General features: G+C 53.6%; 13 protein-coding genes and 2 pseudogenes. 13 read left to right on the forward strand and 2 right to left on the reverse strand.

What is annotated here, in order from left to right; all coding sequences use genetic code 11:
• From F1609_RS00005 to F1609_RS34380, 10 genes are all read left to right on the forward strand, one after another.
• On the forward strand, positions 1-381 hold a 381-nt coding region (locus F1609_RS00005; protein ID WP_167073461.1), incomplete at its 5' end, for a DDE-type integrase/transposase/recombinase.
• Between the two features lie 107 nt (positions 382-488).
• Positions 489-923 (forward strand): hypothetical protein, encoded by a 435-nt coding sequence (locus F1609_RS00010; RefSeq protein ID WP_167073463.1) that lies wholly within the window; start codon positions 489-491, stop codon positions 921-923.
• A gap of 84 nt (positions 924-1,007) precedes the next feature.
• A complete protein-coding gene (locus F1609_RS00015) occupies positions 1,008-1,205 on the forward strand; it encodes a hypothetical protein (protein WP_167073464.1) in 198 nt (65 codons plus the stop codon).
• Positions 1,206-1,616: 411 nt separating this feature from the next.
• A complete protein-coding gene (locus tag F1609_RS00020; protein WP_167073466.1) occupies positions 1,617-2,183 on the forward strand; it encodes a DUF2889 domain-containing protein in 567 nt (188 codons plus the stop codon).
• 74 nt (positions 2,184-2,257) lie between these two features.
• Positions 2,258-3,430, forward strand: coding sequence for an ADP-forming succinate--CoA ligase subunit beta (gene sucC, locus F1609_RS00025; RefSeq protein WP_167073468.1), 1,173 nt, complete (start codon positions 2,258-2,260; stop codon positions 3,428-3,430).
• 15 nt (positions 3,431-3,445) lie between these two features.
• A complete protein-coding gene (sucD, locus tag F1609_RS00030; protein ID WP_099874964.1) occupies positions 3,446-4,327 on the forward strand; it encodes a succinate--CoA ligase subunit alpha in 882 nt (293 codons plus the stop codon).
• Between the two features lie 88 nt (positions 4,328-4,415).
• On the forward strand, positions 4,416-5,009 hold the full coding sequence (locus F1609_RS00035) for an FHA domain-containing protein (protein ID WP_167073470.1): 594 nt from the start codon (positions 4,416-4,418) through the stop codon (positions 5,007-5,009).
• A gap of 203 nt (positions 5,010-5,212) precedes the next feature.
• On the forward strand, positions 5,213-5,668 hold the full coding sequence (locus tag F1609_RS00040) for a pilin (RefSeq protein ID WP_187362883.1): 456 nt from the start codon (positions 5,213-5,215) through the stop codon (positions 5,666-5,668).
• Positions 5,669-6,237: 569 nt separating this feature from the next.
• Positions 6,238-6,693, forward strand: coding sequence for a pilin (locus tag F1609_RS00045; protein ID WP_308609332.1), 456 nt, complete (start codon positions 6,238-6,240; stop codon positions 6,691-6,693).
• A 375-nt stretch (positions 6,694-7,068) separates the two neighbouring features.
• Entirely contained in the window at positions 7,069-7,512 is a 444-nt protein-coding gene (locus tag F1609_RS34380) for a pilin (RefSeq protein WP_167073472.1), read from the forward strand.
• A 96-nt stretch (positions 7,513-7,608) separates the two neighbouring features.
• On the opposite strand, the pseudogene F1609_RS00055 reads toward F1609_RS34380, so the two are convergent.
• Positions 7,609-7,746, reverse strand: a pseudogene (locus tag F1609_RS00055) (cyclic pyranopterin monophosphate synthase MoaC); the annotation flags it as partial.
• Between the two features lie 207 nt (positions 7,747-7,953).
• Between F1609_RS00055 and F1609_RS00060 the strand changes: the two are divergent.
• From F1609_RS00060 to F1609_RS00070, 3 genes are all read left to right on the forward strand, one after another.
• The gene (locus F1609_RS00060) at positions 7,954-8,790 is read left to right on the forward strand and encodes a DUF6387 family protein (protein WP_167073473.1); all 837 of its coding nucleotides are present in this window, start codon (positions 7,954-7,956) and stop codon (positions 8,788-8,790) included.
• Positions 8,791-9,868: 1,078 nt separating this feature from the next.
• A complete protein-coding gene (locus F1609_RS00065; RefSeq protein ID WP_167073475.1) occupies positions 9,869-12,466 on the forward strand; it encodes a phage/plasmid primase, P4 family in 2,598 nt (865 codons plus the stop codon).
• Positions 12,467-12,951: 485 nt separating this feature from the next.
• A complete protein-coding gene (locus F1609_RS00070) occupies positions 12,952-13,269 on the forward strand; it encodes an H-NS histone family protein (protein ID WP_167074474.1) in 318 nt (105 codons plus the stop codon).
• 89 nt (positions 13,270-13,358) lie between these two features.
• On the opposite strand, the pseudogene F1609_RS34385 reads toward F1609_RS00070, so the two are convergent.
• Positions 13,359-13,877: pseudogene (locus F1609_RS34385) on the reverse strand (HEPN domain-containing protein); the annotation flags it as partial.
• Positions 13,878-13,956 lie beyond the last annotated feature (79 nt).

Below are 13,956 nucleotides of genomic sequence, written 5' to 3' on the forward strand. Positions count from 1 at the left end.
GTCTGCGACGCGTTGAACATGGCCATTCAACAGCGGCAACCGGCACCGGGACTCGTCGTCCATTCGGACCGGGGCAGCCAGTACGCGAGCGCGCTTTACCAGGATCTGCTGGCAGAACACGGCTTCGTTTGCAGCATGAGCCGCAAGGGAAATTGTTGGGACAATGCCGTTGCAGAGCGCTTCTTCTTGAACCTCAAGATGGAACGCGTCTGGCAGCGCCAATATGCCAATCATGCCGAGGCCAAGGCCGACATCACCGATTACATCGTCGGCTTCTACAACTGCAAACGCATCAATTCAGCATTGGGCAATCTGTCGCCCGCCGTCTACGAACGGAAAATGGCAGTACGCGAACCTATCGTGGTGTCCGAAATTACTTGACCACAGCAGAGCGGGCCGGCCCGGTGTCGCCAGGATGGGGCATAGGGACAGATACTTCCCGCCCTGACTCAGGCCCGCAAGGGCAGTGAAAAGGAGAAGGCTCGACTGTGGTCAACGAGAAAAAGAAGAATCTCAAGGGCAATCTGCCGCTGTTTAAGCTCAGATTCGTAATCAAGCATCCCCACATTCCGATGGATTTAATAACCGCCAAGCTTGGGCTGCAGCCGCATCTTGGATGGAGCACAGGCGACTCTCGGATGACTCCCGATGGGAAATCTCTACCGGGATTTAATAATGAAACTTTTTGGGGATGCAACCCAGATATTGTTGATGAGCTCCATTTTTTCGATGCCGCGACCAAATTTGGCAGATCAATGAGTATTCACGCAGATTTTCTTACCTCAGTCGTGAAGAGTGGGGGCATAGTGGGATTGTATATTGACGTTTTACAGCCAAAAAACGTTGGTGATATTCTTAGACCGGCCGATATGATGTTATTCGCCTCGCTGGGGATAACGTTGGGAATTGAATTTTTCCCTTGAACCAAAACGGCGCTACGTGAAAGGTCACGGTGGAACATGCAACAGCACGAGCCGAGGATGAGTCCGGCGTGCTTGAGGGCCCTGTTGACCGTCCAATGGCTGACAGTCGCCCTGGCGATCCACTTCGGCCAGATGTCGCTGGACTGGCAAAGCGCCCCCGACTCCGACTTCAAGGGTTCCCCGGATGCCTTTCACAACATGATGGAAGTCGTCGCCACCTGGTGGATCCTCAAAGGCGCTTGCATCGCCGTCGCGCTCAACATGATCGTGCTGGCCCTCTAGAGCCGCCGTGAGATCGTCGCCGGCAACTGGCTGGTCAAGCTGCGCTGGCTCGGCTTCGTCCTGCCCGTTCCCGTGGTGGTTTGGTTCGGGCGCAACATCACAACGTAGCGTCCCGTGCCGCGACAAGGTCGTCCGCGCAGTACGCCGCCCTCTATATATATATCAGTCCCCTTCACCCATCCGCCGCACCCGCGCAACCGATACCAAAAAACGCCCCAACTGATGAAATTTCGCGCATCTTGCCCCAAAAAACTATGTTGCAGCGCAACTGGACTCCGGCATGTGCTAAACTTTTGGGGTTTAAGCAGCGCCGCATGAGCGGTTGTTGCCGTAGAAGCTGCGGCAACGTGCACGATGTGTACACCGGCTGCAACTATTTACGCCGCATTTTCCGGCATTGGTCTTGTCTTCATGCCCCTGTCTTCTCCCGTCCCTCGCGCCCTGCGCCATACGCGCGCCATCGAAGTCGCAGCGTACGCGCGCGATGATGGCCTGTGGGATCTCGACGCGCGCATCAGCGACGTCAAGGTGCGCGACGTGACCCTGGCGTCCGGCGTGCGGAGCGGCGGCATCCCCTTGCATAACCTGCACCTGCGCATCACCATCAACCGCGAACTGACCATTGTCGATGCCGAAGCCGCGTCCGATGCGGTTCCGTACCCGGGCTATTGCGATACCATAGCCCCCGCTTACAAAAAATTGATCGGTCTGTCCTTGATGAAGGGCTTTCGCCTTGGCGTCAAAGAGCGGCTGTCCGGCGTGCTTGGCTGCACGCACCTGAGCGAACTGGCCCAGATCCTGCCGACGGCGGCGATCCAGGCCTACGCCAACGACGTGATCCAGACCCGCGACGGGCCCGGCCACGATCCCTTGCCGGAACGGCCGTTCCAGATCGATAAATGCCATGCCCTGCGCGCCGACGGTCCCGCCGTCGCGGTGTACTATCCGCGCTGGGTGGCAAAAGCTGTACCGGGTTAGCCCCGCTTGCCCGTTTTTTTTCCGCATTTCAACCGTATTTTCTACAAATCAGTATCAGAAGAAGGGAAGCCAGCATGAAAATCCATGAGTATCAAGGCAAAGAAATCCTCCGGCAGTATGGAGTGACGGTACCGCGCGGCATTCCGTGCTTGTCCGTGGAAGAGGCTGTAAAAGCAGCCGAGACGCTCGGCGGTCCGGTCTGGGTAGTCAAGGCACAGATCCATGCTGGCGGTCGCGGCAAGGGCGGCGGCGTGAAGGTCGCCAAGTCGCTGGAACAAGTCAAGGAATACGCAGAACAGATCCTGGGCATGCAGCTGATCACGCACCAGACCAGCCCGGAAGGCCAGAAAGTACGCCGCCTGCTGATCGAAGAAGGCGCGGACATCAAGAAAGAACTGTACGTGTCGATGGTCACCGACCGCGTCAGCCAGCGCGTGGTGCTGATGGCGTCCTCCGAAGGCGGCATGGATATCGAAGAAGTTGCCCATTCGAACCCGGAAAAAATCCACCAGATCGCGATCGACCCATCGGTCGGCCTGACCGACGCCGAAGCGGACGACATTTCGGCCAAGATCGGCGTGCCGCCTGAATCGATCGCCGACGCGCGCGTTCAGCTGCAGGGCCTGTACAAAGCCTACTGGGAAACCGATGCATCGCTGGCCGAAATCAACCCCCTGATCCTGACCGGTTCCGGCAAGGTCATCGCGCTCGACGCCAAATTCAATTTCGATTCGAACGCCCTGTATCGCCAGCCGAACATCGTCGCTTACCGCGACCTGGACGAAGAAGACGCGGCCGAAGTCGAAGCATCGAAATTCGACCTGGCTTACATCTCGCTCGACGGCAACATCGGCTGCCTGGTGAACGGCGCCGGTCTGGCCATGGCCACCATGGACACCATCAAGCTGTTCGGCGGCGAGCCTGCCAACTTCCTCGACGTGGGCGGCGGCGCAACGGCTGAAAAAGTCACCGAAGCGTTCAAGATCATGTTGAAGAATCCAGGCCTGAAAGCCATCCTGGTCAACATTTTCGGCGGCATCATGCGCTGCGACGTGATCGCCGAAGGCGTGATCACCGCATCGAAAGCGGTTTCCCTGACGGTACCTCTGGTTGTGCGCATGAAGGGCACCAACGAAGACATCGGCAAGAAGATGCTGGCCGACTCCGGCCTGCCGATCATCGCCGCCGATACGATGGAAGACGCAGCCAAGGCCGTGGTAGCCGCTGCTGCTGCTCATAAAGCCTAATTCGAAGGAACAAACATGTCGATTCTGATCAATAAAGATACAAAAGTAGTCACCCAGGGGATTACCGGCAAGACCGGTCAATTCCACACCCGCATGTGCCGCGATTACGCGAATGGCAAGGAATGCTTCGTTGCCGGCGTGAACCCGAAGAAAGCCGGCGAAGATTTCGAAGGCATTCCTATTTTCGCTAACGTTGCTGAAGCGAAAAAAGAAACCGGCGCCAACGTGTCGGTCATCTACGTCCCGCCAGCAGGCGCGGCCGCCGCGATCTGGGAAGCCGTCGAAGCCGAACTCGACCTGGCAATCTGCATCACCGAAGGCATTCCAGTCCGTGACATGATGGCGCTCAAGGACCGCATGGCCAAGGCCGGTTCCAAGACCCTGCTGCTCGGTCCTAACTGCCCAGGTCTGATCACCCCTGACGAAATCAAGATCGGCATCATGCCGGGTCACATCCACCGCAAGGGCCGCATCGGCGTGGTCTCGCGTTCGGGCACCTTGACCTACGAAGCGGTTGGTCAGTTGACCGCGCTGGGCCTGGGCCAGTCGTCGGCAGTGGGCATCGGCGGCGACCCGATCAACGGTCTGAAGCACATCGACGTCATGAAGATGTTCAACGACGATCCAGATACCGACGCAGTCATCATGATCGGCGAAATCGGCGGTCCTGACGAAGCCAACGCGGCTTACTGGATTAAAGACAACATGAAAAAGCCGGTGGTGTGCTTCATCGCTGGCGTGACCGCCCCTCCGGGCAAGCGCATGGGCCATGCCGGTGCACTGATTTCCGGTGGCGCCGACACCGCGCAAGCCAAGCTCGACATCATGGAAGCCTGCGGTATTAAAGCAACCAAAAACCCGTCGGAAATGGCGCGTTTGCTGAAAGCCATGCTGTAATTTGTAAGCCAAGGCAAAGGTAGTGAATAATGACGGGGAGCGCAAGCTCCCCGTTCTCGTTGGCGGGTCACCCACCGAAAGGGCAAGCGTGGCGAAAATTATCATATCGCGCAATCATGCGGTGATACGCGAGGTCGAACTCGACAAGGACCGCATGACGCTCGGGCGCAGGCCCGACAACGACATCGTCCTGCCGCATCCGGCCATGAGCGGTGCGCATGCGGCGTTCAACTTCATCATGAACGATGTGTTCGTGGAAGACCTGGGCAGCACGAATGGCACCTATGTCAACGGCAAGCGGGTGGCCAAGCACATGCTGGAAGACCACGACACCATTGTCGTGGCGCGCTTTCAGCTGGAATTTATCGGTGGGCCGCGGCGGCTTGCAGCCGCAGCAGATGGTCCGGCAGCCGCCATGGTCGGTTCGATTGAGGTCAGGACCGGGCCGAGTGCCGGCAAGCGGCTGACCTTGACCAAACCGCTGTCGACGCTTGGCAAACCGGGCGTGCAGGTAGTGGCCATTACGCGCCAGAGTGGGGCGTATTACTTGGCTCATGTAGATGGCGATGTGGCGCCGCTGGTCAACGGCGTAGCGCCTGGCAAGATTCCGCGCCGCTTGGAACACGGCGACGCGATCGGGTTAGCAGGGGCAGATATGGTGTTTCACCTCACGCCTGCCTGAATGCGCCTTCCATTGGTCCGGCGGGAGGCAATGGCGCGATGGCAGAAATTGTCGTTTCCACGTGACAATTTTTGTGCTTACCGGCAGGGAAACTGACGAATTCTTGTACAAACCAATAAAAACCTCCCTAATAGCCGCAAAACAGTCTGGCACGGCAATTGCAACGTTCTTCGTAATGTTAATGCGAGGAAATTATGTTTGCAATGAGAAAAATCGAGAAAGTGACGAGCAAGCTGAAAAGCGCTCAGTCGGGCTTCACCCTGATTGAGCTGATGATTGTCGTGGCCATTATCGGTATCCTCGCCAGCGTCGCGTTGCCAGCGTATCAGAACTATGTGGCACAAGCGCAGGCGGTTACTGGACTGGCGGAAATTACTGCTGGAAAGGTTATCGTTGAGGCGAAACTGGCAGAAGGCGTTGAGACGGCCCTGACGGAACCGGAAGCGCTCGGTATCCAATCGACGACGTCGCGCTGCGCAATTACCGTCTTCATCAGCTCCGCAGGCGACAGCAAGCTAGAGTGCACGCTCAAAGGCAGCACCAACGTGGAAGGCAGGATTATTACGCTGACCCGCAGTCAGGACGCTGGGGATACCTCGGGCGCTTGGCTGTGCAGCTCTACGCTGCATGCCAAAATTAAACCGAAAGAATGCAGTTAATATACTGTTTTCAGTCGAGCCCCCTTTGATAAGGGGGCTTTTTGCTTCTGGCGAGCCTTTTTGCTTATCCTTACCGGGTTGGCCCTATTGTTGACGCCGTTGGTATGGATAAACCGTATCGTCCCGAAAGCATATCCAATACGCGCACATGCGGAGCCGGACTGGCGTATGCATTCGAATAGATGGCAGCTGTTCGTGCGCGTGTTAGCGCGTGCCGCCTACCTGCCGAGCGGTTCTGGTCATCGAGCCCCAAGAGGGTAACTATGAGTGCCTCTGTCGCTTGCTCCTCGCCTGACTCGTGGTGAAAAGCGGCAGTACTCGACCCTGCAGGCACATGCCGTTCTACTGACTAACCATTTTTGTCCAGCGGCGGTATAACGCGGCGATCTGACAAAAAGTGGCACATGGCAATGCCAAACTATGTCACTTCTCATTCAAGAAATTGTCAAAACTGCATTGATTTCAGAAGTTGGCTTGGGAAAACGATGCTGTGAGAGCTGGCACGGCGCTTGCATATACTCAAGTGCGGTTCACAAGTTCCGAATTAATCACAACTAGGAGTAGTAAAAATGAAATCGATGAAAATGATGAAAAAAGCGCAAGCCGGTTTTACCCTGATCGAACTGATGATCGTTGTTGCAATTATCGGTATCTTGGCTGCTGTTGCACTGCCAGCGTACCAGGACTATGTGTCGAAATCGCAAGTCGCATCCGGCCTGGCAGAAATCAGCCCAGGTAAAGTGCAAGCTGAAGCGAAACTGGCCGAAGGCGTGGAAACAGCAATCACCGATGTTAAAGAAATCGGCCTGCGTGAATCGACCGACCGTTGCGCTATCACCACCAGCATCGGTACCGACGGTGCCAGCACCATCGTGTGCACGCTGAAAGGTAACACCAACGTTGCTACCAAAACCATCACCTGGACCCGTGCTGCTGACACTCCTGACGGCGGCATCACCGGCGCATGGTCGTGCGCTTCGACCGTTGCAAAGAAACTGACGCCAAAAGAATGCCCAGGCGTGTAATCTAGACTGACCCAGTTCGGATAAGTCCCTGAAAAGCCCCGCAGCGTCGAAGACGCTGCGGGGCTTTTCATATGTGTAAATGGCGTTGCTAACGATGACTCAGTCGTACTTCAGTCGCAGGAAATTGCGGTCTGCGCCTCCCGCTTTGGCCACCTGTGCCGCCCGCCATCCCTGCTTTGCCATCCGACTCTGCAAAAAACGCGTTTCATGCGGCCCCCGGAACGCCACGTTTGATGATGTAGCACAAGGCGGACCTGAAGACGCGAGTAGTGACGGAACTCCTCATTGCAGGATCAGGTCGAACAAGCGTGGTAAAAACAATGACCGTTTGCGGTCGCCAATTTCAAGCTGCACAACAATAACGTGGAGGTTCTCATGAAGTCGACAGGAACGTGCGGTCCAGCGCCGCAGCGCGGTTTTACTCTCATCGAACTGATGATCGTCGTGGTCATCATCGGCATACTGGCCGCCTTGGCCATCCCCGCTTATCAGGATTATGTCGCGAAAGCGAAAGTGGGTGTGGCAATCGGCGAGGCAGCGGCAGGTAAGACCGGTATCGATACCGAGCTTGTGCTCAAGCCGAACTTGCCAGCTGCTGATGTGATGGAAGCGAGCAAGCTGCGGACCACGACGTCCAACTGTACGTTTACCACCGCGGAGGCGACTGCCGGGGTAACCAATCTGATCTGTACGATCATTGGGGGGCCGAGCAGCGTCGATGGCAAAAAAGTGACATGGGCGCGCAGCGGGGAAGGCGCGTGGACATGCACGACAGAAGTGTTAAAAAAGCATGCCGGGGTAGCTTGCACGGGTGTGTGACGAGGTGGCCCCGCCGCCAGCGCAGCTCAAGACCTTGCTTATCCAGCACCCGCGCATTGGGGTGCCTAGAAACGACGCGCGCTGGTCCTGCAAGAATCAGATTACGGCATGCCAGTCTCCCGACTTGCCGCCCTGTTTTTCCAGCACGCGCACGTTGGTCATGACCATGCCGCGGTCGACCGCCTTGCACATGTCGTAGATCGTCAGCAGGCCGACCTGGACCGCAGAAGACGCTGTGTGCTTCGCACCCCCAAAAATCAGCTTAATTCCCTGTCTTGGCCCAACGCAGTGGGACAAAATTGGGACAGGATTTTTGCCCTGTCCTTGCAAGAGGATATACGCAATCCGCCGCGCCATCAAGGCACTGGTATGAGGCCTATGCGAAGGGTATGCTGTTGCTCTAGTTCAATGCACAATCAGACCGTAGGCAGATACCCCCGAATGAAATATACCCGACCAAGTGGCCTAGAGGGCTTCCACCTTGAAAAATATTCCATACTTAGCACCTTCTCGCCAGATCAATGGATTCCACTTATCGAATCTCGATTGCACTTGGGATCGATCATCGACAAGTTGGGGATCCGGCCCACCAATACTGAAATCGCACCCAACCCTTTCCGTGACTATGCAAAGGCTGAGCTCGATTGCCTGATTGCGGCGCCTCTTGTTCCGTTTGGTCACGGCTTTCTCAAGCGGTTTTCGGAGCGCAGCAGACAGAAGTCGACAGTTGAGGCAGTGAAAGCCATCGACGTTGTCCATTTTTACAATGCAGTTCTCGAAGTGAGAGAGCACATTCGTGATGCCCCATTGACGCCCGGAGATGCGGCGTCGGATGCGCAGTTTACAGCTGATAACTACGAAGCACCTATTGATGAGCTCTTGGCGAAATCACGGTACTACAACCTGGATAATTTTGCGAACTTTAGAGTAGACCTTTCCGCTGACGATGCAACTTTGCGGGAAGACTTCAAGGCGGCGATTGCAGCGGCCAGGAAACGGCTTAAAAAAGGGATTCCGTCCACGACAATTTCTCGTGTAGCGCTGTGGTGCTCAAACAAGGTGCTTCCGTATGCAGATTTGATGCTTTGGTCTAAATTGACGGGGATAAAGCTCACCGATTCTGATTTAAGAAATCTACTCTTCGAAGGAGACGACGCGAAAATATTTGAGGCTGATGATCCTCTGTTCGGAACAAAGCGAGACTTCAAGGACGCAATCTCCCCGTTAATCCTTCGAAGATTGAAGTCTTACTCAGCAACGTCTACATCAAAAAAATAGAAAAGTCAACCCACTGCTTTCTCACCAAAATCAGAGGGTGTCTTTGTCTCATCTGTTCGCTCAAAATTGATCCCATCGGTAGGCACTTCAGCCTTCCACAGTACAGACCATCGGGGATCAAGCATAAACGATAATTTCGACGAATTCTATGCGAATCTTGCGTCACAAAGACCAAGTCCGCAAGATGGGCAAGAACTACTTCCAGTGAAATTTTCCCGGGGAGTAAGCGATTTCTAGACGCTGTAGGAGATACTTACTCTTCAGCAGTCAACTGGGCGCTTCATGCCACTCCCTATTTAGAGGCACTGGCCTGGTTTAAAGCCATGTACTCGCACTTGCCCCGTGTCAACACTGAGGAGAACTACGCTCAACTTCATTTATTGGCGAGAGTCATCATCGAACGGGGTTATTGCATCGAAAACTATGGGAGCTTTCCTCCGCTTTCATTCGGCGATCGTTACCTAGTTGAACTAGAAGTTTATGAGTCAGGTCTTGGCTTCCCGGTAAAAAGAATCAATGAAATAGATCAATTTAAAAATTTGCGTTTGAGAGGGCTAAGTGAGGTACTTCACTGATATTGTGATCTGAGCGCCGCACACCAACTAGTGGGAGTCGAATGACAGGGCCCACGGCGGAGTCGCAAGAAAAATATTTTTGATTTTTCAATCCAGCCAAGAATCGGAGGTTAACATAAGTCAAGGTGATGAAAAAATCACCGAAATTTCACGAAAAAGGAATACAAAAATGCGAGACGAGCTAGCTGTAAAAAAAGCAATTTTCAACATGGGTGGCGCCAAGATGGCGGGACAATTCTTGGACGTCTCAACCAGCGCAATTGGAAAGTGGGCCAGGAATGGAGTCATACCGAACTTGGAGAAAGCACAATTGGTCGCACAGGAAAGCGGGTTCTCACTTGCTTCGCTGAGGCCAAGGTTTGAGCAGAAGGCAATCTAGGAAAACGCCCCTGCTTGTTGATGGCCATTGGGGTGATCAACGAAGAAAGGCCCGTAGAAGAGGGAAATCTTCTGTCGGGCCAGTAACGATGTAAATCGTATAAATAATAAATGAAAGTATCTAGATGTATTTTAATTCAAAAAAAGAAGGCGAAATTGAGCCTCAAACAGCACCTATGAACAACAATGGCGCCAATGCTAGTAGCACCGAAAACCCTGCATGCGTGGCCCAAGGCTTGTTGCAACTGCACCAGTCGATGCCGAACGGTATGAACTTCGAAGCAACCAAAGCGTTAGCGTTGGAATGTGTCGACGATCTGCTGGAACATTGGCTTCCCGATGGCGAACAGCGTCACAGGCAGTACGTTGCCCTTAACCCGACACGCAACGACACCAGTCTGGGATCGTTCACCATTAACATTGACACCGGGATGTGGAGCGATTTCTCAACCGAGGACAAAGGTGGCGACCTGGTCAGCCTCGTGGCATACGTCGAGAACATTCGTCAGGTTGATGCTGCGGAAAAGATCCTTCAGTTCGTATCTGGGTTTACGCCTGAGGCTTGCGCTGCTGTTGTTCAACGTACCATGACCGTGAAAAACGTATCGCCTGAAGAATTCGAGTTCATCATGCCGATCCCAACGACAGCAATGAGGAGCCGCCCGACATTCTTTGGGCCAGACCTTGGCACACCATCGCACACGTGGGAATATTGTGACGCAACCGGCGCGCCGATGTTCTACGTCAATCGCTTCAATACGAAGAGGGGAAAGCAATATCGACCACTTTCGTGTGTGAAGGATACGTCCGGCTATATGATGTGGAAGCACTCATTGCCGCCTTCGCCACGCCCCGCTTACGGTCTGGATCGCATGGCGGCTCGACCGGATGCGCCCATACTGTTCACAGAAGGCGAGAAAGCTGCTGATGCTGCCCAACGTTTGTTTCCCTTCTTTGCCGTAGTGACTACGTTGAACGGAGCGAAGGCTCCAGAGAAGACCGACTTCACGCCTTTCGCCGGGAGAACGATCCTAATTGCACCAGACGACGACGAGCCCGGTCAAGCATACAAGGACAAGCTCATCGATTTATTGCGAACCGCAGGTGCAAACGTGGAAGCAGTAATGAACTTGTCGTTGCTGCTGGCGGGCGTTCCCGAAGACCAAAAAAATTCAGGATACGATCTCGCCGACGCCGAAGCGCACGGCTGGACGGCTGAACGATTGAGCGCTCTTGGCAGCGCACTATGGATAGGCGTAATGCCTAAGGATGATCCGCTGCCGCCATTGCCACCCACAAATACTGAGACGTTTACGACAGCGTTGAGAATATCGCCCAACAACACTTCGAAGTCATCGAAGCCTAACGCTACGTCAAATGACAGCTCGACAATGATAGCCTCCGCGCCAAAGAAGAGGACGCAACAGGAAATTGCTCGTGCATTTGCGCAGGTAAATCATGGTGGGCACTTGGCCGCTTTTAACGGTCAAGTAGTTGCCTACGCCCATGGAAGTTGGTCTCCGTTGATCGAGGATCTGCACATCAAGCAACCTCTACTGAAGATGATGGGACCAGAGGCGACGGCCAGCAGTACGTCTAGCATTGCCGATTTGATCAAAATCGTATATGCCAAATCACCTGACACCTTTGAGCGAAGCACGTCGTTGATTTGCCTGAATAATGGTACGCTCGACCCGATCAGGGATGAACTGCTGGGACATTCATACGATCACTACCTGACGAACAAGGTCGATATTACGTACGACGCTGGCGCCGAGTGTCCGCTCTGGCTTCAGACATTGGGAGAGATCTTTTCACCTGACACCGACAAGGCTGAGAAGATCCAGTTTCTCCAGGAGTTTATCGGGTACTGCCTTATCCCAAGCACGGTCCACACCGAGTTTCTCTGGCTCGTCGGCGCAGGCGGCAATGGAAAGTCGCTCATTCTGTCGATCATTACAGCACTGATCGGTAAGGCGAACATCAGCTATGCCCAAATCGAGAACCTGGACAAAGCCTTCGTCCGTGCCGAGCTGCAGGGCAAACTTGTGAACATCTCTGCGGAGATGTCCGCCAGCGCTACGCAGTCCGATAGTTACCTGAAGGCTATCACTTCGGGAGATGTGATTCAAGCTGAACGCAAGTTCAAGGATTCCTTCTCGTTCAGGCCATACTGCCGAATAATTGGAGCTACAAATACGTTGCCGAGATTGCTTGACCATTCGGACGGCTTCACCCGCCGTGCAGTAATCATGCGTTTCAACAGGCAGTTCAAAGACGCCGAGAAGGACGTTAACCGAGAGGCGAAATTGGTGCAGGAATTGCCAGGCATTTTGAACTGGGCATTGGCCGGGTTGCGAAATTTAAAAGTCCGTGGGGACTATGTGAAACCCGTAAGCTCCGAGGTTGAACTGAAGGAGTATCGTATCAATTCCGATCCGGTCCGTCAGTTTGCCGAGGACCACCTAATTGCGACCGCCGAAAAGGCAAAGTGGACGGGTGGATATACGCTCTATCAGAAATTCCGAGAGTGGAGTACCGAAAACGGATTTCAACATTTGGCGTCCAATACGTTCGCAAACCGACTACAAGGAGTTGGATTTGAAAAGGTAAGAATCAGCGCAGGTAGCCGATGGAACGCAGAGTATCGTTGTCCGTTTCTCCAATCACTTCCAACAACCCCAGCGACTAGCTCAGAAATAGCTAATAACTTCATTGTATAAGTGTCGGGTGGTGTCGGGTTAGTGTCGGGTGTGAGGTGTACCCGACATGCCTATATGGTCAATCGAACTTGACCTTTTAAGAAGTCCATGTCGGGTATGTCGGGTATTTTTCTAAACTTATTAGAAAGAGAAAAGGAGAAGAAATGTAGCTCAGATTGAAATCGAAATGCGCCACAGCCGAGGTTCCCAGAATCTTTCGTCCATACCCGACATGCCCGACATTACCTATTCCTTTTATTGCGTTTATTGGCATTCCCACCTTGACGGGCAACTAGATACCCGACACTATTGCGTTGCTACCCGACATGCGAAGTATCACGTGGAGGTATCTGAATATAATGCTCGGGTTCGCTTTCCAATTGGAACTGGGCCCGAAGCGCCAGCTCAAGCCTATTCAACCTGAATCTATAAAGTATGATGTCCAGGCCAAGTCCACACAATCCTCCGGCGCAACAATAATTCAAAACGAATACCAAAGGAAAAAAATGAACAACCTGTCAAAGCTCTCCCTACGAGACCTCCGCACCCTCGAAACACAAGTTCAGGAAGCACTCAAGACCCGCCACTTCCTGGCGATCAGCAAGGCCCGTGAGCAGATCCTACACATCGCCCAAAGCGCTGGTCTATCTGTTGAAGATATTCTGAACACAAAAGTCCCGAACCGTGTCAAAGCGGCTTCTGTGGCCGTCAAATACCGTAACCCTGAGAATTCCACCGAAGCATGGACTGGACGTGGGCGGCAACCGTTGTGGGTCAGAGCATGGCTCGAAGCGGGAAAGAGTCTAAATGCTTTGACAGTGTAGTCATCGAGGGCGCCTACGATCTGAAATGGCGCAATTAGAAAAGCTCGTCTCTTGGAAGATAATCTCCAGGTATTTTTTTCGACGAACGCATCAGTCGCTTTAACCAGATCTTTGACGAATCGAATCACTTTTTCGAGCTCATCTCTCTTAATTAGATGCGCTACTGGTGCTCCAATATTGGCCGGTCTTGAGCGGTGTACGGCATCACCACGTTTCCCTATCCAGGCGTTAAGAGTTGTTCTCGCCTTTTCCGGATCGTGGTTTTGCCAAGACCAACCCATGGTTACATCCACACCCAGATATTCTTGGAATATTCGCTTCGTTTTCTCGGAATTTGGATTGTGAAATTGTTTTAAATCTTGAGTCAATTTTCTCGAAACAAAATCTCCGACGTAGCTTCCCTCAACCGCCCCCAGCTTCTTCTCCATCGCCTCAACCAGCCTATCCTCGACGTACGTTTCCCATGCCGTTAAGGCCATCACTAGTCCTGCACGCTTCAAAACTTCAGCGTTGCCCGGCGGGGGATTGCCGTTCAAGGCATCAAAATGGGCAAGCAACTCTTCGGCATCTTTTATGCCATATTCAAAATTTTGGACTGCTCTCGACATGATTTTTTGTACCCGGTAGTTGATTCATCAGTAATAATAATCCAATTTCCGAACCTCAGCAATTTCGTACAAAAGTTCG

This window comes from Massilia aquatica, assembly GCF_011682045.1.
In the GTDB taxonomy this organism is placed as follows: Bacteria; Pseudomonadota; Gammaproteobacteria; order Burkholderiales; family Burkholderiaceae_D; genus Telluria_A; species Telluria_A aquatica.

Bases quoted from the DNA above. Each gene is read 5' to 3' on its own strand.
- F1609_RS00020 (WP_167073466.1), top strand. From the start codon at position 1,617: ATGCCCCTGTCTTCTCCCGTCCCTCGCGCCCTGCGCCATACGCGCGCC.
- sucC (WP_167073468.1), top strand. From the start codon at position 2,258: ATGAAAATCCATGAGTATCAAGGCAAAGAAATCCTCCGGCAGTATGGA.
- sucD (WP_099874964.1), top strand. From the start codon at position 3,446: ATGTCGATTCTGATCAATAAAGATACAAAAGTAGTCACCCAGGGGATT.
- F1609_RS00040 (WP_187362883.1), top strand. From the start codon at position 5,213: ATGAGAAAAATCGAGAAAGTGACGAGCAAGCTGAAAAGCGCTCAGTCG.
- F1609_RS00045 (WP_308609332.1), top strand. From the start codon at position 6,238: ATGAAATCGATGAAAATGATGAAAAAAGCGCAAGCCGGTTTTACCCTG.
- F1609_RS34380 (WP_167073472.1), top strand. From the start codon at position 7,069: ATGAAGTCGACAGGAACGTGCGGTCCAGCGCCGCAGCGCGGTTTTACT.
- F1609_RS00060 (WP_167073473.1), top strand. From the start codon at position 7,954: ATGAAATATACCCGACCAAGTGGCCTAGAGGGCTTCCACCTTGAAAAA.
- F1609_RS00065 (WP_167073475.1), top strand. From the start codon at position 9,869: ATGTATTTTAATTCAAAAAAAGAAGGCGAAATTGAGCCTCAAACAGCA.
- F1609_RS00070 (WP_167074474.1), top strand. From the start codon at position 12,952: ATGAACAACCTGTCAAAGCTCTCCCTACGAGACCTCCGCACCCTCGAA.